The sequence below is a fragment of the Enterococcus silesiacus genome (assembly GCF_001886225.1).
Taxonomy (GTDB): domain Bacteria; phylum Bacillota; class Bacilli; order Lactobacillales; family Enterococcaceae; genus Enterococcus_L; species Enterococcus_L silesiacus.
Genome location: NZ_JXLC01000003.1, coordinates 1 through 22939, shown reverse-complemented (window position 1 = coordinate 22939; position 22939 = coordinate 1). Strand labels below are relative to the sequence as shown.

Annotated in this window: 20 protein-coding genes; 9 read left to right on the top strand and 11 right to left on the bottom strand. The window is 37.7% G+C overall.

Features of this window, described 5'->3' with window-relative positions; genetic code table 11:
* Window positions 1-517: 517 nt before the first annotated feature.
* The 6 genes from RV15_RS02465 to fni all read left to right on the top strand — a co-directional run bounded on the left by RV15_RS02465 (window position 518) and on the right by fni (window position 6752).
* Window positions 518-1576: an FUSC family protein gene (locus tag RV15_RS02465; protein WP_071876483.1), complete on the top strand. Its 1059-nt coding sequence runs from the start codon at window positions 518-520 to the stop codon at window positions 1574-1576.
* 29 nt (window positions 1577-1605) lie between these two features.
* Window positions 1606-2241, top strand: a complete 636-nt coding sequence (locus RV15_RS02460) for a pentapeptide repeat-containing protein (RefSeq protein WP_071876482.1) — start codon at window positions 1606-1608, stop codon at window positions 2239-2241.
* A 444-nt stretch (window positions 2242-2685) separates the two neighbouring features.
* Window positions 2686-3630 (top strand): mevalonate kinase, encoded by a 945-nt coding sequence (gene mvk, locus RV15_RS02455; RefSeq protein ID WP_071876481.1) that lies wholly within the window; start codon window positions 2686-2688, stop codon window positions 3628-3630.
* Window positions 3630-4628: a diphosphomevalonate decarboxylase gene (gene mvaD / locus RV15_RS02450; protein WP_071876480.1), complete on the top strand. Its 999-nt coding sequence runs from the start codon at window positions 3630-3632 to the stop codon at window positions 4626-4628. Before mvk ends, mvaD begins: the two co-directional genes overlap by 1 nt.
* The gene (locus tag RV15_RS02445; protein WP_071876479.1) at window positions 4625-5722 is read left to right on the top strand and encodes a phosphomevalonate kinase; all 1098 of its coding nucleotides are present in this window, start codon (window positions 4625-4627) and stop codon (window positions 5720-5722) included. Before mvaD ends, RV15_RS02445 begins: the two co-directional genes overlap by 4 nt.
* Window positions 5706-6752 carry a type 2 isopentenyl-diphosphate Delta-isomerase gene (gene fni, locus RV15_RS02440; protein ID WP_071876478.1) on the top strand — a complete coding sequence of 349 codons (1047 nt, stop codon included), beginning with the start codon at window positions 5706-5708 and terminating at the stop codon, window positions 6750-6752. Before RV15_RS02445 ends, fni begins: the two co-directional genes overlap by 17 nt.
* 37 nt (window positions 6753-6789) lie before the next feature.
* On the opposite strand, the gene RV15_RS02435 is transcribed toward fni, so the two are convergent.
* The 9 genes from RV15_RS02435 to RV15_RS02395 all read right to left on the bottom strand — a co-directional run bounded on the left by RV15_RS02435 (window position 6790) and on the right by RV15_RS02395 (window position 16392).
* Complete coding sequence (locus tag RV15_RS02435; RefSeq protein WP_071876477.1) at window positions 6790-7650, bottom strand: VOC family protein; 861 nt, start codon at window positions 7648-7650, stop codon at window positions 6790-6792.
* Window positions 7651-7755: 105 nt separating this feature from the next.
* Complete coding sequence (locus RV15_RS02430; protein ID WP_071876476.1) at window positions 7756-8274, bottom strand: GNAT family N-acetyltransferase; 519 nt, start codon at window positions 8272-8274, stop codon at window positions 7756-7758.
* Between the two features lie 30 nt (window positions 8275-8304).
* A complete protein-coding gene (locus tag RV15_RS02425) occupies window positions 8305-9480 on the bottom strand; it encodes an RtcB family protein (RefSeq protein WP_071876475.1) in 1176 nt (391 codons plus the stop codon).
* Window positions 9481-9877: 397 nt separating this feature from the next.
* Complete coding sequence (locus RV15_RS02420; protein WP_071876474.1) at window positions 9878-10309, bottom strand: GNAT family N-acetyltransferase; 432 nt, start codon at window positions 10307-10309, stop codon at window positions 9878-9880.
* 92 nt (window positions 10310-10401) lie between these two features.
* The gene (gene adhE / locus RV15_RS02415; protein ID WP_071876473.1) at window positions 10402-12999 is read right to left on the bottom strand and encodes a bifunctional acetaldehyde-CoA/alcohol dehydrogenase; all 2598 of its coding nucleotides are present in this window, start codon (window positions 12997-12999) and stop codon (window positions 10402-10404) included.
* A 191-nt stretch (window positions 13000-13190) separates the two neighbouring features.
* Window positions 13191-13472, bottom strand: a complete 282-nt coding sequence (locus RV15_RS02410) for a post-transcriptional regulator (RefSeq protein ID WP_281246821.1) — start codon at window positions 13470-13472, stop codon at window positions 13191-13193.
* A gap of 77 nt (window positions 13473-13549) precedes the next feature.
* Window positions 13550-13909, bottom strand: a complete 360-nt coding sequence (gene yajC, locus RV15_RS02405; protein ID WP_071876471.1) for a preprotein translocase subunit YajC — start codon at window positions 13907-13909, stop codon at window positions 13550-13552.
* Between the two features lie 82 nt (window positions 13910-13991).
* Entirely contained in the window at window positions 13992-15137 is a 1146-nt protein-coding gene (gene tgt, locus RV15_RS02400; RefSeq protein WP_010771116.1) for a tRNA guanosine(34) transglycosylase Tgt, read from the bottom strand.
* 166 nt (window positions 15138-15303) lie between these two features.
* Entirely contained in the window at window positions 15304-16392 is a 1089-nt protein-coding gene (locus tag RV15_RS02395; protein ID WP_071876470.1) for an iron-containing alcohol dehydrogenase family protein, read from the bottom strand.
* Window positions 16393-16615: 223 nt separating this feature from the next.
* Between RV15_RS02395 and RV15_RS02390 the strand changes: the two genes are divergently transcribed.
* From RV15_RS02390 to RV15_RS02380, 3 genes are all read left to right on the top strand, one after another.
* Window positions 16616-18079: an ABC transporter substrate-binding protein/permease gene (locus RV15_RS02390; RefSeq protein WP_071876469.1), complete on the top strand. Its 1464-nt coding sequence runs from the start codon at window positions 16616-16618 to the stop codon at window positions 18077-18079.
* Window positions 18072-18794, top strand: coding sequence for an amino acid ABC transporter ATP-binding protein (locus RV15_RS02385; protein WP_071876468.1), 723 nt, complete (start codon window positions 18072-18074; stop codon window positions 18792-18794). The genes RV15_RS02390 and RV15_RS02385 overlap by 8 nt, the downstream gene beginning before the upstream one ends.
* 99 nt (window positions 18795-18893) lie before the next feature.
* Window positions 18894-20045, top strand: a complete 1152-nt coding sequence (locus RV15_RS02380; protein WP_071876467.1) for a pyridoxal phosphate-dependent aminotransferase — start codon at window positions 18894-18896, stop codon at window positions 20043-20045.
* Between the two features lie 183 nt (window positions 20046-20228).
* On the opposite strand, the gene RV15_RS02375 is transcribed toward RV15_RS02380, so the two are convergent.
* Together RV15_RS02375 and RV15_RS18680 are read right to left on the bottom strand one after the other, a co-directional pair.
* Entirely contained in the window at window positions 20229-20795 is a 567-nt protein-coding gene (locus RV15_RS02375) for an LptM family lipoprotein (protein WP_071876466.1), read from the bottom strand.
* A 12-nt stretch (window positions 20796-20807) separates the two neighbouring features.
* Window positions 20808-22939: MSCRAMM family protein (locus tag RV15_RS18680; protein WP_281246819.1), on the bottom strand; the 2132-nt coding region annotated here is incomplete at its 5' end.

Here is a 22939-nt window from a genome sequence, read left to right as displayed (position 1 = left end):
TGTTCTGAGGTATAGTTTACAATTTTTACATTAAAAAATCAAGAATAATCTTATTTTTTTTTAATACTACCATCATTAAATTATGTCTTACTTAGAAGTGATTTCTTAGAAACTGCAATAAAAAGTTGAACAGGCTCATTTAACCTTGACTGAAAAATAGGCAAACATGGGCGTGACGCTTTTGGTCACAAGCAGGTTTGATCTTTTTTCCGAAAGGTTAGCCTGTGAAACTAGATTCAATAAAAAGTTGAACAGGCTCGTTTAACCTTGACTGAAAAATAGGCAAACATGGGAGTGACGCTTTTGGTCACAAGCAGGTTTGCTCTTTTTTCCGAAAGGTTAGCCTGTGAAGCTAAATTAGATAAAAAGCGATTGTCTTCTTATAAAAGAGTATGTTAGATTAGTATAAGAAGAAATATCCTGTGACCTTGGCAGATACTTTTTAAGCATTGTACAGTTTAGTAGTAACTGATAAAAAATAGTTCACGTATTTCATATTAATATAAGGAGTGATCAGATGCATCGTTCATCGTTTTTCAAAGAATTAACTACATTTCATAAGCCTCAAAAAGCACCTTTTCGCTTGATTGGTGCCGGTATTTGTATGGCTGTACCACTATTCATTGGTTATTTTTCAAATAACTTATTGATTGGCAGTTTCGGTTCACTTGGGATTTTTACTTTTCTCTACTATCAAACGCTTCCATTAAAAGAGCTGTTGATTCGATTAAGTTCAGTTGGCGGATTTTTACTTTTTGGTAATTTAGTCGGTGTCTTGAGTACCCACATTCCTTGGGTTATCCCGATCGCTATAGCATTGATTGCTTTTTTTGCCAGAATCATCTTTAGGTTATACAGAATTGCTAAGCCGGGGGCTTTTTTTATTGTCATGGTAACCGCCATGGGCAGCGGTACTAAAATCCCTTTAGAACGAGTTCCTACCATGATGAGTTATGTTTTATTAGGCGTGCTAACATCACTTGCAGTAGCGGTTGTCTTATACTTTATTGAAGGGGAAACGGTCCTCCCAGAAAAAAAAGTTTCCTTACAAGAGAGACTGTATACCGATCCTGCGGCACTTCTAGATGCTCTGCATTATGCTGCTATTTTATTTTTAGCAACTTATATCAGTCAATCTTTACATTTGACGAATGCTTATTGGATGATCGTTTCATGTGCAGCAGTTTTGCAAGGAGATAATTTACGAGCAGTCATGCATCGGAATATTCAAAGGATCTTAGGGACAATGATTGGGTTGTTGATTGCCGCTTTGTTGTTAAGTATTTCATTTACTTCTTTAGAAACAATTTTTCTGATTTGTTTTTTCTTTATAACTGTCGAATTTTTCATCAAAAGAAATTATGCGATTGCCAACTTCTTTACCACACCAATGTCTTTATTACTCGCTAACTTAGCGCGCCATCAATATTTAGTGAGTTTGTTAAATTATCGTTTGATTGGGATTGTTTTAGGCAGCCTCTTAGGTCTTTTAGGGGCTTATGTTTTAACAACCTGTTTAAAATTTTATAATCGCGCATATCAATTAAATGAAAATTTAGATAAAGAAACAGAATAATTCTATCCCATTTATCGGAGGTTATATTTATGAAAATCAAGAAGCCTGTTGCCCCTTTGCTACCTAAGCTGACTGAAACTGATTTTATTTCTTTAGATGATGAAGTGATCATTGAAGGCTTATCGGTAAAAGAACAAGATTTAAGTTATCAAGATGTCCGCAATTTAGTCTTTAGGGAATGCCAGTTTGAAAAATTAACAATGAATCGAAATCACTTGGAGCGCTTTGAATGTAGCAATGTGATTTTTGATCATTGTGATCTTTCAAATACAGAATGGATCGGCGCAAGTTTTCATCAAGTCCATTTTCGTCAGTGTAAGTTAACAGGCACAAACTTTGCCGAAAGTTATTTGCGGGATTGTCTCTTTGAAGATTGCTTAGCGGACTACACCTCTTTCAGTGCTACTAATCAAAAGGTCGTTCAATTCAAACAGACTAGTTTAAATGATACAGAATTTGTTGAAGTCACTTGGAATAATCTTTTGCTTGATGGCTGTTCAGTGACTGGCAGTAACTGGTTTCATACAAAATTAGCAGGTCTTGATTTAACGAAGAGTACCTTTGAAAAAATTGCTTTTTCTCAAGAATTACTTAAAGGCTTAAAAGTAACACAAGAACAAGCAATTACGATTGCAGCAGGATTAGGCTTACTCATTGAAGAGTAAGAAAAAAATACTTAGAGCTGAACTTAGGATTTTTGCTCTAAGTTATTTGTTTGTAGATATTAACAAGAAATTAATTTTTTCCTTAATATAGAAACTATAAATTTTACTTCATATCTTTTTTTGGTAAACTAGTGTAGGTTGAGAATATTTCTCAAGTACATGAACTGCCATTCTACTACATACTTTATTATCATGAACTATGACCGCTAGGTGCGGCTTTTAGCTAAAAAATATTTCTCTATTAGGTTTATTTATGGGTTTTACTATATATTTGCTTACATACAAAATGGCTTGATTACTATTTTGGGTAGTTTGATGGTAAGAATTGTTTATAGTACTCTTTAATAAAATAAGTGTAAATTTGGTTGCTCAATCCATGATTTTTATACTGTACCTTGGATCATCACGCATCTGATATTTTAAATAAAAGGACTGTTTATTAAAATGAATAAAGAAAAAACGGGTCATGGGCAAGCCTCTGGGAAAATTATATTAATGGGGGAACATTCTGTCGTTTATGGGGAACCTGCGATTGCTTTTCCATTTCAAGAGACCTTTATTTCAACAAAAGTTGAATCTGACACTACGATGACCGTCGATTGTCATTATTTTTCTGGGAGACTTTCAGACGTTCCTCATCAATTAAAGAGCATCAAAGAAGCCATCAATCAAACCTTGATGACACTTCAGCAAGAAGATGCAACATTAAAAATCACCATTACTAGTACAATTCCTGCAGAGCGTGGTATGGGGTCAAGCGCTGCAACTGCTGTCGCTATCGTTCGTGGGATGTTTGATTATTTTAACGTTCCCTGTGCACCAGATACATTGCTACATTTAGTCAATCGTGCTGAAAAAATCGCTCACGGTAATCCTAGCGGAATTGATGCAGCCGCCACTAGCGGAAGCGAGCCACTATTTTTCATAAAAGGTCACCCATTAGAAACGTTCCCAATGAATGTTTCCAATGCTTTTTTGATTGTTGCTGATACGGGCATCAAAGGTCAAACACGAGCAGCTGTCCGTGACGTTGCTCATCTTTTTGAGCAAAACAAACAAATAGTCTCTCAACATATTACGGAGCTAGGCCGCTTGACTAAACTAGCCAAACAGGTTATTTTAGCAGATGATGTTCATACATTAGGAAACGTTATGAATCAAGCACAAGAACAACTTAAAGCATTGACCGTTAGCAATGACCAATTAGATCAATTAGTCGCAGCCGCTCTAGAAAACGGCGCTTTAGGAGCAAAATTAACAGGTGGCGGCCGCGGTGGTTGTATGATCGCTTTAGCTGATTCTAAGGCTCACGCAGAAAAAATTGCTGCGGCTTTAGAGAAGGCTGGCGCAAAAGCTACTTGGATTCAATCATTAGGAGTGAAAAATTAATGTACGCTGGAAAAGCACGAGCCTATACAAACATTGCGCTAATTAAATACTGGGGTAAAAAAAATGAACAGTTGATACTACCGATGAACAGCAGTCTTTCTTTAACATTAGATGCTTTTTATACGGAAACCAGTGTCCACTTTGATGAAACATTAACTGAAGATATCTTCTTTTTAGATGGAAAAAAACAAAACACTAAGCAAACAGAAAAAATTTCCAACTTTTTAGACTTGGTTCGCAAACGGAAAAATTTATCGTTATTTGCAAAAGTCGACAGTCAAAATTTCGTACCAACAGCAGCAGGTCTTGCTTCTTCTGCTAGTGGTTTGGCGGCTCTGGCTGGTGCCTGCAGCGAGGCATTAGATTTAGACTTAACGGAAACAGAACTATCCCGCTTAGCTAGACGCGGCTCTGGCTCTGCCTGCCGCAGTATTTTCGGTGGCTTTGCCGAATGGCAAAAAGGCGACTCTGATCAAACCTCATTTGCTCAAATGATTCCTTCAGATAATTGGGAGGATGAACTAGCCATGTTATTCGTTTTAGTCGATGATGGTGTCAAAGATATTTCCAGTCGCGACGGTATGAAACGAACAGTTGATACATCTTGCTTTTATTCTGGTTGGTTAGAAAATGTTGAACCCGATTTAGCAGCAGCTAAACAAGCCATCAAAGAAAAAGATTTCAATAAGTTAGGTGCGATCACTGAGGCAAATGGTTTACGTATGCATGGTACTACCTTAGCGGCGGTTCCACCGTTTACTTATTGGTCACCTGAAAGTTTACAAGTCATGCAACTCGTACGTTCAGCTCGACAAGCTGGTCTACCTTGTTACTTTACAATGGATGCAGGACCGAATGTTAAAATTTTAGTCGAAAAGAAAAACCTGACTGCTTTAAAGCATTTTTTAGCGGATCATCTGTCTGAACAAAAGCTGATCACAGCGTATGCGGGACCAGGAATTACCTTGATGCCTATAGAAAGGTTGGAAGAATTATGATAGAAGTTTCTACACCAGGCAAACTATTTATTGCTGGCGAATACGCCGTTGTTGAACCAGGACATCCAGCGATTATCGTTGCCGTAGATCAATTTGTAACGGTCACTCTTGAAACAGCAGAAAATGTTGGCAGTATTCAATCTGCTCAATACAGCTCGCTCCCTGTACGCTGGACTAGAAGAAACAACGAACTCGTTCTTGATATTCGGGAAAATCCCTTTCACTACGTTTTAGCAGCCATTCGCTTAACGGAGAAATATGCGCAGGAACAAGAAAAAGAGTTGTCTTTCTATCATTTGAAAGTCACCAGTGAGTTAGATAGTTCTAATGGACGCAAATACGGTCTAGGTTCCAGCGGTGCTGTGACTGTGGCAACTGTCAAAGCCTTGGGGCTCTTTTATGATTTAGCTCTAACGGAAGAAGAAATCTTCAAACTTTCTGCACTAGCTCATTTAGAGGTTCAAGGAAATGGTTCTTGTGGAGATATCGCTGCAAGTTGCTACGGCGGTTGGATTGCCTTTTCGACGTTCGATCATCACTGGGTCACTGATCAGGTTCAAAAACAAGCACTGACAGGCTTACTTCAAGCAACTTGGCCGAAATTAATGATTCAACCATTGACTGTTCCTAAAAAACTACGTCTATTAATTGGCTGGACAGGCAGTCCTGCTTCTACTTCTGATTTAGTTGATCAAGTCAATCAGTCCAAAGAAGTACAAGAAACAGCATATCAACAATTTTTAGATGAAAGTAAATCGTGTGTCGAAACAATGATCACAGGTTTTCAGACAGAAAATATCTCTTTGATCCAAACGCAGATACGAAAAAATCGTCAATTACTCCAACAATTAACATCGATCACAGGCGTTACGATCGAAACGCCTGCCTTAAAAAAATTATGTAACTTGGCTCAAACTTGTGGTGGCGCAGCGAAATCATCTGGCGCAGGCGGTGGCGATTGCGGCATTGTGTTGTTTAAACAAAAATCAGGTATTTTACCTTTGATGAGTTCTTGGGAAAAAGAAGGAATCACCCCCTTACCATTACATGTATACTTTTACGGAAAGCAGGACAAAGATGAATCGAAAAGATGAGCACATTTCTTTAGCGAAAGCCTTTCATAAAGATAAAACGAATGACTTTGATCAAATTCGTTTCGTCCATCATTCATTTTCAGAAACAGCCATGGATGACGTCGATATTTCAGCATCTTTTCTTGATTTTTCTTTGAAGCAACCCTTTTATATCAATGCCATGACAGGAGGCAGTGAGCGAGCAAAAGACATCAATCAGAAGCTTGGCATCATCGCTAGAGAAACTGGTGCGATGGTAGCGACAGGATCGGTCAATGCTGCTTTGAAAAATCCTGAGTTAGCAGATACTTATCAAATCATGCGCAAGGAAAATCCTGACGGTGTGATTTTAGCAAATATTGGCGCTGGCCTTTCTTTAGAAGAAGCTAAAAGAGCCGTTGATCTTTTTGACGCCGATGGACTGCAAATTCACGTAAATGTTCCACAAGAGCTAGTCATGCCAGAAGGAGATCGTAATTTTCATGGTTGGTTAGATAATGTTGAAGATATTGTCGCGCACTTGTCTGTTCCAGTCATTGTGAAAGAAGTTGGCTTTGGTATGAGCAGTGAGACAATCGAACAATTAGTCCAGCGTGGTGTCAAAGCAGTTGATGTCAGCGGTCAAGGCGGAACGAGCTTTACACAAATTGAAAATGCCCGTCGAAAAAAACGAGAGTTAGGATTTTTAGCTGATTGGGGACAATCCACTGTTCTTTCCTTGTTAGAATCGATGAATTGGCAACGTGATCTTACTATTTTAGCTTCTGGTGGTATTCGCCAGTCGTTGGATATTGTTAAAGCACTTAGTCTGGGGGCAAAAAGTGTCGGTGTTGCCGGAACCATTTTGAATCAACTGATGACAAATAGTGTAGATGAGACGATTGAACTTGTTCAACAATGGGAAGATGAACTTAAAATGATGTATACGTTACTCGGAAAGAAAACCACTACTGAGCTTACAACAACAGATATTATTTTTTCTAGTGAGATCATTCATTGGTGCGAAAGTCGCGGGATTGCTTATCAACCGTTTGCTAAAAGAAGTAGATAAAAAAGAAGATTGAGCTTAAACGCCCAATCTTCTTTTTTTAGCCTTCATATACTTTTCTCAATGCAGCGATATCAATGCGTTTCATTTTATACAATTCCTGCATTACCCGATAAGCTCTATCTGGATCAGAATTATCCAACAGCTCCTCCATATCGTTCGTCACGGTTTGCCAACAGACCCCATACTCATCTTCCATCCAACCACACGGCCATTCTTTTCCTTTGGCGGTGACAGCCTCCCACAAACGATCGATCTCTGCTTGATCTTTACAGTAAACATAAAACGAAGTTGCCATCGTGAACGTAAAGTCATGTGCCTCACCGCTATCCATTACCCGAAATGGTTGCCCATGCATCGTAAATAGTGCTTGTGCAACAGTACCATCAGGATTTTTTTGGATATATTCTACCTTGCCATCACCAAAAATTTCAATCCACTGTTGCATCGCCGCTTCCGCTTTGCCAAATTGTTCTCCAGCAAATAAAAAACTAGGCGCAATCGACTGCGGTGTGCCAGCTAAAACTAATTGCCATGAAACGCCATATTGATCATTCAGCCAACCATATTTTTTACTGAATGGATATTCACCAAATTCCATCAAAACTTCACCATTATGACTCAACGTTTCCCATAATTTGTCGATTTGCGCTTCTGTTTCACACTCCACAAAAAATGAAATTGCTGGTGTAAACGTAAATTCTGGTCCACCATTTAGCAAAATAACTTCTTGCCCTGCAAGGGTCAATGCTATCGTCAACACTGAGCCTTTGGGTTGATGTTCACTATCTACATAGTAATCAACCTGATTAATTTTACTCTCTTCAAATGCGTTCACATAAAACTCAGCCGCTTCTTCTACTTTTCCGTCAAACCATAAACATGGAGAAAATTTTGACATTTTTAATCATCCTTTCTTAAATGAAATTACTGGTTTAATCAAACTCAGATCCTTTGATTCCATTATATACATCAAATGATTTATTTGAAAAAGCCATGCTCTTGATCATGTCGATTCTAAGAGTTCCTCCCAGTTTATTCCGACTCCCTCAAACCCTAGCTGTTTATAAATTATTTCTGCTGGTAGATTGCCTGGTGTTACAACCAAAAAAACGTCTTGATAGATTGAGTCATAAAAAGAATTTAGCATGTTCATTAACAATTTTTTAGCAAGTCCACGCCCTCTATCTCTAGGGTCAACCGCAACATAAATAACTAAGGGAACACCCCGAAACAAGGCAACAACGGTACTGGCAATGATCCTCTCTTCTTCTTTAATATAAAAAGAGTGTTCTTTCATTATCGGTCCATATTTTCCTTGAAAAGCTTCCCTAACCTCGATCAGCCAATCAGTCAACGTCTCTCCTTCATCATCAATCGTTCCTTTGAATGCATCAAAAAAGTGTCGGGCAAAGTATTTATTCAATTCAACCTGATTTTCAGAACTACTTAAGAAGTTGTCAGCGAAACGATCAACTGTTTCTACTTTTTCAACTTTTTTAGACATGATTACTCTTTCACTCATACTATTTTTCTCCTATTTAGCTCAAACAACTTAGCCCTTAAAATTATACAGTGGGCGAATCACTTCCTGAATTTCCATTGTGTCTTTCATATCTTCCATCAATTGTTTCATTGGTTTATATGCTTTTGGCGCTTCATCAATTGTTTTCTTTGAAACGGAAGTCGTCCAGACATGTTTCATAGCATGTTGATAACTTTCTAAACTAATTTTTGCTTTTGCCTGTGAACGGCTTAACACGCGACCTGCGCCATGTGGTCCTGATTGATTCCAGTCACTATTCCCCATTCCTGTAGCAAGAATACTTCCATCTTTCATATTTAAAGGAACGATGATTTTTTCACCAAGCTTAGCTGAGACCGCTCCTTTTCTTAAAAGTTTATGCTCTAAATCAATATAATTATGTGGACAGTCAAATGATTCGATCACAGCCTTTTTCCACTTCATTCCTTTGATAATGATCTCAGCCATAACTTTACGATTCATTGCCGCGTAGGCTTGAGCGATTTTCATATCATTTAAATAGTTTGTTAAATGCTCTCCTGTAACATAAGATAGCTCATACGGAATTTTTACTGATTCTCGTAGTTTTTGTAGCTCTAAAGTTTTTTCAAACTCTCCATTATTTTTAGCATTTGTCCTTTGGATCTTTAATTCTTTTCGTAGTTGAGATAACGTTTGGTACGCAACTTCCTGGTGGTATTCAGCAATCTCTTTCCCTAAAATCCGACTACCACTATGAATCACTAAATACAATCCATCATTGCCTTCATTGACTTCAATAAAATGATTTCCTCCACCAAGTGTCCCTAAGCTTCTTAAAGCCCATCCTTTGTGAATTGGCGCCGACACCGCTCCTAGTTCAAACATATACTGACTTTTATCATGTGAGTGAGAACCACTTGGAATTCTTGTTCGAATAATCCGATCTAGTTTATCAAAATTTGTTTTGATAGATTTATTTAGTTTAACGACATATAGTCCACAACCAATATCTACCCCAACTAGATTGGGCACTACCTTGTCTTTGATTGTCATCGTTGTGCCAATCACACAACCAGAGCCGCTATGCGTGTCTGGCATGATTCTGATTTGACTATCTTTAGCAAATTCTTGATTGCATAAAGATATGATTTGCCCGATCGTGCTATCGTCCACCATATCTGTATATACTTGTGCTTCGTTATATTTTCCTTTAATTGTTAACATTCTGATTCCTCATTCTTTTATACTATTCGGAATGCAAAATGACGGCCGCATCCCTTAGCCGGTTTGATTTTTTCCTTTTCTTCCACTCATTGGATTCACCTCCGTAAAATTTCGACAAAAAAACCGCCGATCAAAAATGATCGACGGCTTTATCTGTTAAAGAACTGTGCTTAAATAGTTCTATATACTGAAAGAGAGAGCAAAAAAACATGATTTTTGCCATTGTCTCAATCTAAGATAATGCTCTACAACCCATTTCTGACTATTACTTGTGTCGAATTGATTCATTGTCATTTTGCTCCCTCCTTTCTTCTTCGTTATTTTTCTATGGTATCATTTTACGTTTTCATTTGTCAATATATAATTTTATTCTTTACGACTGATATTGTTATCTCACTTAGTCAAATAGCTTTCTGAAATTCACTTGATTTTTGACTCTTACATAGCCTTGATGTTCATAAAACTTGTGCGCTTCAGTTCGCTCTACACCTGAATTTAGTCGAATACCTTTGGCGTCCTCTTCTTGTGCCCATTGTTCTGCATGATTGAGCAAAGATTTTCCTATCCCTTGACCATGTATGTTTTCATCTACTACTAGAGCCATCACATTCATCAGCTTCGGACCATAAGTACAGACATATTCACTTAGTTGGATGTAGCCAACTACTCTTCCTTCTAATTCTTGTACAAATAATTTATTGACAGGTGATGAAAGTAGGTAACTCAACTGTTTTTTCGCCTCTTCCAGTGGATATTCATGATTTAATGGATACGTATTTAGTTGATTGATTGTATCAATATCTTCTAGTTTTGCTTCTCTGATTGTCATTATCTATCCCTCCGCTTTTTATTCTCCTCATTATACTCTTTTTCATAAAAAAAGAAGAGTAACTTTTTAGCTACTCTTCTCACTTTATTCAATTAACCATTATAAGCATCAATGATGATTTGTTTTAATTCGCTGATCAATGGTTCTTTCGGATTTGCTGTTGTACATTGATCTTCATACGCTAATTCAGCCATGTGATCAACTGTAGAATCAAGAATTTCTTGTGTTACACCTTGAGCTTTCAAATTCATATCGATTCCAACAGATACACCTAAATCATAAACTGCTGTTGCTAATGCATCCACTAATTCTGCTGTATTTTTTCCTTTAAGACCTAAGAATTTCGCGATATCAGCGTAATCTGTGTCTGCACGGAAGTAGTCATATTTAGGGAACATTGCATGTTTTGAAGGATCTTTGGCATTGTAACGGATGATATGCGGTAATAAAATCGCATTTGTACGTCCGTGAGGAATCCCATATTCTCCACCAATTTTATGCGCTACTGAGTGACAAATTCCTAAGAATGCGTTGGCAAATGCCATACCAGCCATTGTTGATGCATTATGCATTTTTTCACGGCTTTCAGCATCTGGACGTTTCACTGAGTTTTCTAAGTGTTCAAAGACTAATTTGATTGCTTGTAAACTTAATCCACGAGTGTAATCAGAAGCCATTACTGAAACATAAGACTCGATCGCATGTGTTAAAACGTCCATACCAGTATCCGCTGTTACAGAAGCAGGAACTGACATGACAAATTGTGGATCGATGATCGCAACATCTGGTGTCAAGGCATAATCCGCTAATGGGTATTTTACATGTGTTTCGCTATCTGTAATAACCGCAAATGGTGTTACTTCTGAACCTGTACCTGAGGTTGTTGGAATACATACAAATTGTGTTTTAACTGCTTTTTCAATTTTGTACGTACGTTTACGGATATCTAAGAATTTTTGTTTAGCGCCAAAGAATTCTGTATTTGGGTGCTCATAGAACATCCACATGCCTTTGGCTGCATCCATTGCAGAGCCCCCACCTAAAGCGATGATCGTATCTGGTTCAAAATCAACCATCACTTTTGTTCCAGCATATACTGTATTTGTAGATGGATTTGGTTCTACTGCTGAGAATACTTCGATTTGAACGTCGTTTTTGCGTTTTTGTAATTCTTTACGAACTGTATCTGCATAGCCGAATTGAACCATTCCTGGATCACAAACGATCATCACACGTTCAACATTTTCCATTTTTTGTAGATATTGTAATGAATTTTTTTCAAAGAAAATTTTTGGCGGTAATTTAAACCATTGCATATTATTTCTCCGTTTCGCTACAGTTTTGACGTTGATCAAGTTGACAGCAGATACGTTTTTAGAGACTGAGTTTTTACCGTAAGATCCGCAACCTAATGTTAATGAAGGAATCATTTCGTTATAGATATTACCGATTCCGCCTTCAGCAGATGGAGAGTTCACTAAGATACGGCAAGCTTTCATACGTAAGCCAAATTTCACTTGTAGATCTTCATCTTCTGTATGGATCACTGCTGTATGGCCTAATCCACCTAATTCAAGCATTGCTTCACATAAGTCAAAAGCGTGATCTGTATTTTTTGCTTTCATCATCGCTAAAACTGGCGATAATTTTTCACGTGAAAGTGGATATTCAGCACCAGCACCTTCTAGCTCAGCAATTAAAATTTTCGTGCCTTTTGGTACTTTGATGCCAGCAAGTTCTGCGATATGTTCAGCAGAATAACCAACGATTGCTGGATTAACGGCATATTTGCCTTCGTTCATAACAGCATCTTCTAGTTTTTGTAATTCGTTTGGTTTAACGAAGTACACTTGATGCGCTTCAAATTCAGCTTTTACAGCTGCATAAACTTCTTTATCTACGATCACAGCTTGCTCAGAAGCACAGATCATACCATTATCGAATGATTTAGACACGATCAAGTCGTTGACTGCACGTTTGATTTTTGCTGTTTTTTCAATATATGAAGGAACGTTACCTGGTCCTACACCTAACGCTGGTTTACCAGTTGAATACGCTGATTTCACCATGCCCGCACCACCAGTGGCTAAAACAATGGCGATTCCAGGATGGTTCATCAAACCTGAAGTAGCTTCTAATGAAGGTTGTTCGATCCATTGTACACAGTTTTCAGGAGCGCCTGCTTTGATTGCTGCATCACGGACGATACGAGCCGCTTCAGCAGAACATTTTTGAGCGCTTGGATGGAAAGCGAATACGATTGGATTACGTGTTTTGATTGAAATCAATGCTTTAAAAATAGTTGTTGATGTTGGATTTGTTGTTGGTGTAACACCACAAACAACTCCGACTGGTTCAGCGATTTCGATTAAGCCTGTTTGGTCGTCTTTATTAATAACTCCTACTGTTTTATCGTGTTTAATGCTGTTCCAGATATATTCAGATGCATACATATTTTTAATTGCTTTATCTTCGTAAATTCCACGGCCAGTTTCTTCGACAGCCATTTTTGCTAGAGGCATATGTTGATCTAAAGCAGCCATTGCCATTTGGTGCACAATGTGGTCAACTTTTTCTTGATCGAAGTCTTCCATTTCTTTTAAAGCGACATTTGCTTTTTTCGCTAGCTCGTCGATCATTGTTGATACATCAGTTGTTTTAGTATCTTCTTTCTTCATTGTTTTAGCCATTGTGATCCTCCTAGAAAAATAAATGATTTATTTTTTGTTTGTTAACTATTTCACATACATATCATACAACATTATTTTTTTCTTGTAAATAGTTTTATTGTGATTTTCTTCACATTTAAGCACATTTTTTTCTGGATTATCATTGTAAGCGCTTCTTATCATACTAAAAGAAAAAACGGATCTATTCTGCACTAGAATAGATCCGTTAAATCATGCCAATCTTTGATAGTTAAATTACTAGTTTGTGCAATCAATTGTTGATAATCAAAAAATTCGTTTGGTTCAATATGTAAAATGTCTTCACGACAAGCTTTGATAGATGATGGAGCTTTCTTTTTCCAACGATAAGAAACGAGATAGTTCATCAATTCGGTTTCATTGACTGATGAATAACCTAGTTGCTGAAAAGATCGGCAAGTGATTTTTAATTCTCTTTTTAATAAGAACTTTTGGTGCCATGATAGCTTTTCGATGGTTCTCCCCTCTTTCCAAAGAATAATCTATGTCTAGTAGTTTTAGTTAGAAAGAAAAAATCCCAGCAAGCTGGAATTTATTCTTTCGTCTCATCATTTTCAGAAGTTGTTGGTTCTTCAACAATTGTTTCTTCTGTTTCAACCACAGTTACGTCATTGTCATTTGTAACAATGGTACCTGGTTTTACTGTTTTGATTGCAGCACGATCAAATTCAAGGATAATTCCTTCACAATCGATCAATACAGTTCTCTTATCAGCGTCAATTTCAGAGATCACGCCGTGTAAGCCGCCGATCGTTACAACGCCATCGCCCACTTTCATTGCGTCTAAAAGTGTTTGACGTTCATTTTGTTGTTTCTTTTGCGAACGAGTCATAAAAAACATCATTCCCGCTAAAAGAATTAATGGTAAAATAAACGAAAGTCCTCCGCCCATTTTCTATTCACCTCTCTATCGTATAATCACTAGTTTACTGTACCAAAATTTCTTGTGCAACACTAGTCTTTTGATCTTTTTTTTAGAAACTTTTCGCATTCTCTTTATTGAAACCATACTCTTCAAAAAAGGCTTGTCTAAATTCTAGTAAATTATCATCCATGATTGCTTGACGAACTTGTTTCATCAAATTCAATAGGAAGTACAAATTATGGTAAGAGGTTAAACGAATCCCAAATGTTTCATCCGCTTTGATTAAGTGACGGATATAAGCACGAGTATAGTTTTTACATGTGTAACAATCACATTTCTCATCCAACGGACGGAAATCTCTTGCGTACTGTGCATTTTTAACAACCAGACGACCTTTAGAAGTCATACAAGTACCATTTCTAGCAATTCGAGTCGGCAAGACACAGTCAAACATATCGATCCCACGAATCACACCGTCAATCAATGAGTCAGCTGTTCCCACACCCATTAGGTATCTTGGTTTATTATCAGGAATCAAAGGCGTTGTAAAATCTAGCACACGATTCATTTCAGCTTTTGGCTCACCAACTGATAAGCCACCAATGGAATAGCCTGGAAAGTCCATACTGATCAAATCTTTCGCACTTTGACGACGTAGATCTTCAAAACCAGCACCTTGAATGATTCCGAATAAACCTTGACGATCAGGATTAGCATGAGCTTTCAAGCCACGTTCTGCCCAGCGTGATGTACGTTCGATCGATTTCTTCACATAATCATAGCTTTCATCAAATGGTGGACATTCATCAAAACTCATCATAATATCAGAGCCTAGATTATTTTGGATATTGATTGCTTTTTCCGGCGAAAGAAACAATTTTGACCCATTCAAATGATGTCTAAAATGAACGCCTTCTTCTGTGATTTTACGCATATCACTTAATGAAAACACTTGAAAGCCGCCAGAATCGGTTAAAATCGGTTGATCCCAATTCATAAATTTATGTAAGCCACCAGCTTCTGCAATCAAATCATCTCCTGGACGAAGCCACAAATGATAGGTATTGCTCAGAATCACTCCTGCGCCCATCTCTTTCAAATCTTCTGGTGACATTGTTTTTACTGTCGCTAACGTTCCTACAGGCATAAACATTGGTGTTGGAAACGTACCGTGAGGCGTGATGATTTCGCCTAAACGGGCACCTGTATGTTTTTCTTTCTTTATTAAACGATAACGAATGGCTGGTTCTGTCATTCATTCTCCTACTTTCTTTTGTAAATTTACACTTTCCTCATCATACTTTTTTTTGTTCGTATTTGCAAGGTTTTACGGGCTTTCTTTAAGATATCCTTAGACAATAAAAACTGGAGATAAGATTTTTAAACCTTCGCTCTCCAGTTCTTTTGTTTTTCAACTTCACTTATTTGTTACTCATTGCTGCTTCAAGTTCGATCATTGCTGTTTTTATAATTTCTGGCGTAATCTTTTCTTTCATATAATGAATGGTTTCATGTGGTTCAGCAGCACGCTCAGCAACGCGCTGATAATCATCTTCTGATAAATGCATCTTCATTTCTTTTAAAGAAATTGGTAAATCAAGGCTGCGGTAAAATGGAATTAGTTGTTCGATTTCTGACCATTTATCTTCGATCACCAACTGAACCAACACTCCATAAGCAACTTTATTACCATGTAATTGTTGATGGCTCTCTGGCAAGATAGTCAATGCATCATGAATTGAGTGGGCCCCAGACGTTCGACCATAGTCATCACCAAACCCTCCAACCATTCCACCAAGTAAAATATTCGTTTCTACAACATTTAAAAAGGCTTGATTGATTTCTTTTTCTTTCATAGCATTAAGTGCTTCTTGACTGTTTGCAAGCAAAACATCTCGACATTTTTTGGCTGCGAATGCAGAAACTTGGATTTCAATCGGCTGTACTTCTAACTGAGATATCATCGCATCTGCTTCGTACCATTTTGCTGCAGTATCGCCGATGCCAGCAATCATCAATTCAATCGGCGAATCCAAAATTACTTTAGGCTCGATCAAAACCAAGGCATTGCTATTTGCAAAAACATCATAACGATCCATGGCACCGTCTGTTTTATAAATTACGCTTAGCGGCGTATACGCAGCACACGTCGCAGCTAAGGTTGGTAAAATCAAGATCGGCGTGTTGCATTGATTTGCCACTGCTTTCCCTAAATCCGCAATTTTACCACCGCCAACAGCAATGATCCCATCTAATTGCTTCTGCTCAAATAAACGTTTTAATTCCATCGTCTTCTTATCTGTACATTCTCCGCCATAATAGACAAACTGTGCATCTATATTCACAAATGTCGGAAAATAAGGTTTAGCCGCTTCCCACGAATCTTTCCCGTGTAAAACCATGACTCGTTTGATCTTTCTTCTATTTAAATGTTCTTCTAAATCATCCCATGCACCAACTCGACATTCATATTCTTGCGGTGCTCCTCTTACTATCAATGATTGATTCATTCTTCTCGACCTTTCATTTTTTACTAATTTTTATGCAAAAGTGAACTTTCGTAAATTCTTTGATAAAATTCACTTTTCCTTTCCCTTAATCTATGATATGATAAAACACATCCAAAAACAATAAATTTTTATACATTTATTCATGATTTTTAGAATATTTATTGAAAATCAAGCAGTTATGTTTCTTGAACTGTTATCATTCTATTATAAAGGAGAAGAACAAATGAAATTATGTAAAAAAACCTTAGCACTTATCATTCCTATATTGCTAGTACTGCTTACTTTTATTCCAGTAACTACAGCAATCGCCGAAGAACCAGATCCAGTTTACGACAGCATCATGAAACGAGGAGAGCTGATTGTTGGTTTGTCCGCTGATTACGCACCATATGAATTTCATGCAGACGTTGATGGCAAAGACCAAGTCGTTGGTTTTGACATCTCAATTGCACAAAAAATTGCAGATGATATGGGCGTTAAATTAAAAATCGAAGAATTGGGTTTTGATGCATTATTAGGTGCATTGAAAACAGGTAAAATCGATTTAATCATTTCAGGCATGGCACCAACGCCTGAGCGACTGCAAGAAGTCAATTTTTCCACGCCTTACATGACCGTCCAACAAAAAGTGGTCGTGAGAAAAGCGGACAAAGATCAATTCCAATCAACAAAAGATTTTGATGGTGTAAAAGTTGGTGTCCAAAAGCAAACCACACAAGAAGAATTGGCGAAAACAGAGCTTGTCGGCTCGATCCCAACTTCCTTACAAAAAGTACCAGACATCATTATGAACTTAAAAAATAAAAAAGTGGATGCTGCTGTTTTAGAAGGTCCTGTCGCAGAAGCGTATGTTGATCGTGATCAAGAATTAACTTTTGCAGATGTTTCATTTGAACAAGGTCAAAAGGATGCAGCCGTTGCGATTCCTAAAAATGCGCCTGTTTTAGAACAAAAAGTAAATGCTTCAATCAAAACAATCAATGACAACAACTTACTCGATGGTTATAAAAAAGAAGCAGGTAAATTAATGTTTACCGATGATGAAAGTTTCCTTGGCAAATACGGGAAATTCTACATCAGTGGTGCTGGTTATACTATTTTCTTAGCCTTTATGGGCGTTTTATTTGGTGCGATTCTGGGTGGTTTATTAGCCTTGATGAAGTTATCTAAATCAAAAATTTTACGTGGTATTGCGATTTGCTATATTGAATATGTTCGTGGTACTCCTTTATTAGTTCAAATCTTTATCGTTTATTTCGGTACAGGTGTGTTAGGTCTTGACCTATCGAAAATCGCTGCTGGTTGTATCGCCCTTGCCTTAAACAGTGGTGCCTATGTTGCTGAAATCGTTCGTGCAGGAATCAATGCTGTCAACAAAGGGCAATTAGAAGCGGCACGTTCTCTTGGTATGAATCAACCGCAAGCGATGCGGTATATCATTTTACCGCAAGCAATCAAAAATATCTTACCTGCGTTAGGCAATGAATTTGTCACTGTCATCAAAGAATCTTCTGTCGTTTCCGTTATCGGCGTTTCAGAATTGATTTTCCAAGCCGGTAATGTTCAAGGTGCCAGCTTTAAACCATTCTTACCATATTTAGTGGTATCATTGATTTACTTTGTTTTAACCTTTACCATTTCTCGCCTATTAGGTGTTGCTGAAAGGAGAATGAGCACAAGTGATTAATATAAAAAACTTACACAAAACCTTCGGGAAAAATGAAGTCTTAAAAGGCATTGATTTGGATGTAAAAGCTGGTGAAGTGGTCGTGATCATCGGTCCTTCCGGCAGTGGGAAAAGTACTTTTCTACGTTGCTTGAACTTATTAGAACAGCCAACAGACGGTGTGATTGAATTTGAAGGGAAAAATTTATTGGATAAAGATACAGACATCGATGCTCTTCGCCAAAAAATGGGGATGGTATTCCAAAATTTTAATCTCTTCCCTCATAAAACAGTTTTGGATAATTTAACGATCAGTCCAATCAAAGTTAAAAAGGAGACGGCCGAAGCTGCAAAAGAAAAGGCACTGGCTCTGTTAGAACAAGTTGGTTTACAAGACAAAGCTACTAGCTATCCGTCAAGCTTATCCGGCGGACAACAACAACGGGTAGCGATTGCGCGTGCATTAGCAATGAATCCTGATGTGATGCTATTCGATGAACCAACATCTGCACTTGATCCAGAAATGGTCGGTGAAGTTTTAGCCGTTATGAAAGCTTTAGCAGTTGAAGGAATGACCATGGTCGTTGTAACACATGAAATGGGCTTTGCCCGTGAAGTAGCCGATCGTGTGATCTTCATGGATGCTGGTATTATTCAAGAAGAAGGCACACCGGAAGAGATTTTTGGCCAGCCGAAAAACCCAAGAACGCAAGATTTTCTGAGAAAAGTTTTGTAAAAAAATTAAGAGGGCAAAGCAGGGATAAAAAAACTTGCTTTGCCCTCTTAAAAAAATGGTATAGAATGAATATAGTAACAAATTATTGGAGGTAAAAAAATGGATCGTTCAAACATTGCAAAAAAACATCAGCAGCCTGCTGAAAACATTTTAATGGATATTGCTACATTAGCAAAACAAGTACCAGATTTATTGGATTTATCGATAGGTGATCCAGATTTGATTACAGACGAACGAATTATTGATGCTGCCTTTACAGATGTAAAAAACGGTCATACAAAATACACTGCTTCTGGTGGCAGCCAGGAATTTATCGATACTGTCGTTACATTTTATCAAAAACAATACGGTCTAGCCTTTGATGCAAGCCAAGTGCGTGCTACGGTCGGAGCTTTACACGGTATGTATTTAACATTACAAGTGTTATTAGATCCAGAAGATGAAGTCATTATTCATGAACCTTATTTTTCTCCGTATAAAGACCAAGTGATTTTTGCTGGCGGCAAACCAGTGTTTATCCCAACCTATGAAGAAGATGGTTTTCAGATCAATATAGATGTGTTGAAAGCAGCGATTACAGATAAAACCAAAGCGATTATTATCAACTCACCAAATAATCCAACTGGCGCTGTTTTTTCTCATGAAACGTTTAAAGCAATTGCTGATTTAGCGATTGAACATGACTTTTATATTCTTTCTGATGAAGTGTATGAGGCTTTTTGTTTCTATGATGACTTTGTTCCAATGGCAACATTTGCACCTGACAATACAATCACATTCAGCAGTTTCTCAAAAGCTTTTGCGATGACTGGCTGGCGTATCGGCTATATGGTTGCACCAGACTATATCAATGATGCCGCAAAATTGATCAATGAGAGTATTACCTATTCTGCACCTAGCCCTTCTCAACAAGCTGGTATTTACGCATTACATCACGCTGAAACGCTAACTCCAACAGTTGTAACGATTTTTAAAGAACGCTTGGAATACTTGGAAAAGCGCATCACAGCTATTCCGTTTCTCTCCTTACTTCCAGTTAAAGGTAGTATCTACGCTTTCATCAACATTTCAAAAACTGGTCTAACCTCTGTCCCTTTTGTTGAAAAAGTCTTAAAAGAAACGAATGTATTAATGATTCCAGGAAAAGCTTTTGGTGAAACAACTGGTGATAACTATGTGCGTTTAGCAGCAACTCAAGATATAAATACATTAAAAGAAGCATTTGATCGAATCGAGAAAATGACATTTTAAACTGAATAATACTGATATTTTCTAGATACTAAATAATTCTTCTAAGTAAGAAAATCAGTCAATAAAAGACCTACCACTAAGTTCTCCTCATATTTAATGACAGAATTTAGTGATAGGTCTTTCGTTTTTATTCTATTGCTTAAATTATAAGTGGCGTTGTAGTTCCTTTATTGATCACTACAACTAATCCAATTTGATCAAATAATTTTTCGATACTATCGTTGATCCTTCGGCATCTAAAAAATCTAACCTTAAGTCTTTATCTGAAACTGTTTTATAGACTGTAGCCATCGGAATTGCTTGCCCTTGTTCTTGCTCTTTTGTAGATTCATCCGAAAGCTTTTTAACCTGTTCACTAATTTCAGGATGATCTATAAATAACGTTTCCATCTCGTCTTTATTTGATGCCTGATTAGCTAACAAATACTTTTCAAACACTTCTTGTCCTGTTTTAAAGACATTCGTTTTATTAGTAAAGGTATAAAAAACTACAAGGTACGTTGCACTATCATCTCCATGAACAACAGTTGATCCTGTCAGCTTTGCTTCAAAGTCCGGCGTGATAAAATTTTCATTGTTTACAGCAAATGAATTATCCGCTGACGCATAATTATTTTCAGATACTTCTTTCTTTCCTACATTTTCCTGATTCGTTTTTTTTTCTTTTGATTCATCCTCAGTTTTTGAGCTACATCCAGCTAGCGATAGACAACACCCAAGAATTGCCAATCCAATTAGTTTCTTTTTCATTTAAGTTTCCTCCTACTTAACTTGAGTCAAACGCCCTAGTTCATTGGTTTTATAGTCCCAACTATATGGTCGAGGTTCTTTCTCTTTCTCACCATTAGAAGTTGTTCCCATTTTTGGTTCGACAAAAACAGTTACCCAATATTCACTCGATTTACTATAATCTACTACAATAGAATCATTTTTTACTATTTCAGAAGTATTATCAAAAGAATGCTTTTCTCCAAGATTAGTATCATTTACTGTTGCAATGGCTCCTTGATACATATAATACTCAGGGATCAAATCAGTAATCTGAAGTGTATCTATTCCAATAGAAATACTTACTGTTGTAAAAAGTTCTTTTGTAATCTCTGTTGGTTTATTCTTCAACGTTGAACCAGTAACCAATTGATACGTATTTATTGTATTGCCAGAACCTGTGATTTGCTCCAGTTTGAAATAGCCTGTACTAGGAACAACCAAAGCATGATTTTCATTTAATACGACTTGACGTAAATGAAGCCTAATAGGTCTGTTCTCAACTTGATATATTGTTGTCTTTCCGCGAACCACAGTTACTGGTATCCAACCTTTTTTTATTATCTGATAGCCAGCTGGGGGAGCTGTTTCTCTGACATAGTACAGACCCGTTGCAATACCTGGAATAGTTATTTTTCCAGACGCATCCGTTTTTTGATTTCTATATAGAATATTTTGTCCTTTGTCATCACTTGCGATATCAAAAATAGCTCCAGCTAGTTTTCTATCTTTTCTTTCTTCATCGACTTTTATGATTTCTAGACCACCTTTTTGGCGTTGGTTTTCAAATTCTACGGGTGTCGTTTCCCAAGGTTTCACTATAACTTTCTTGCTCTTCGGAACTGCTAGCTCATAATTTGTCGGGGCTGCTGTTTCTTCAACTGTATATTCCCCTGTAGTTAAGAAACCGGTGGTGATTCGTCCATCATTTCCAGTTTTTAGCTTTGAAGCAACTTCTTTACCAGCATTATTTAATACCCTAAATTCTGCTCCAGCCAGCACTGCCCTGCTTTCTTTATCGAATTTCTTGATCAAAATTAATCCTTGACGGTTGTTTGTGAAAGTTAGGGTTGCTGTTTGGCCTTTGATTATGTCGATAGAGCGATTGTTTCCTTCTACTGGATTTATTTCATGACCTGTTGGCGCTGCTGTTTCCGTTACCGTATATTTACCTGTCGGTAAATTCGCCAGCGTGTACACACCATTTGCGTTAGTCTTGCCACTTCCAACTTGGGTTCCTGAGGCATTTTTTACGATATATTTTGCCCCTGTTAATCGTTTTTTCGTATCATCCTGTTTGATGATTTGGAGACTACCTTTTTGGCGTTGATTCTCAAAGACTACTTCGGGCGTTGTTTCGCCCATTTTTACGGTCACTTCAACACTTGACGGTGTCGCTAGATCATAGTTTGTTGGTGCTGCGCTTTCTTGTACCTGATATTTTCCTGCGGGTAAATACCCAGTTGTCACTGTTCCATCGGCTCCTGTTTTAATACTTGCGATTATTGGTTTGCCTTGACTGTCGTTCACTCTATATTCTGCGCCTGACAAGACTGCTTTACTTTCTTTATCAATTTTCTTGATCTTTATTCGCCCTTGGCGATTATTCGTAAAGGTTAGCGTCGCTGTTTGATTTCTCATAACTTCTACTGCTCGATTATTTCCTTCTACTGGTGCCGCTACGTGCCCCGCAGGTGCAGCCGTTTCTGTTACCGTGTATTTCCCTGTTGGTAAATTTCCTAGCGTATACACGCCATTGGCGTTGGTTTGTCCGCTTCCTACTTGGGTTCCTGAGGCATTTTTTACGATATATTTTGCCCCTGTTAATCGTTTTTTCGTATCATCCTGTTTGATGATTTGGAGACTACCTTTTTGGCGTTGATTCTCAAAGACTACTTCGGGCGTTGTTTCGCCCATTTTTACGGTCACTTCAACACTTGACGGTGTCGCTAGATCATAATTTGTCGGGGCTGCACTTTCTTGTACCTGATAGTTTCCTGCCGGTAAGTACCCAGTTGTGACTGTTCCGTCGGCTCCCGTTTTGATACTTGCGATTATTGGCTTGCCTTGACTATCATTCACGCGATATTCTGCCCCTGACAAGACCGCTTTACTTTCTTTATCAA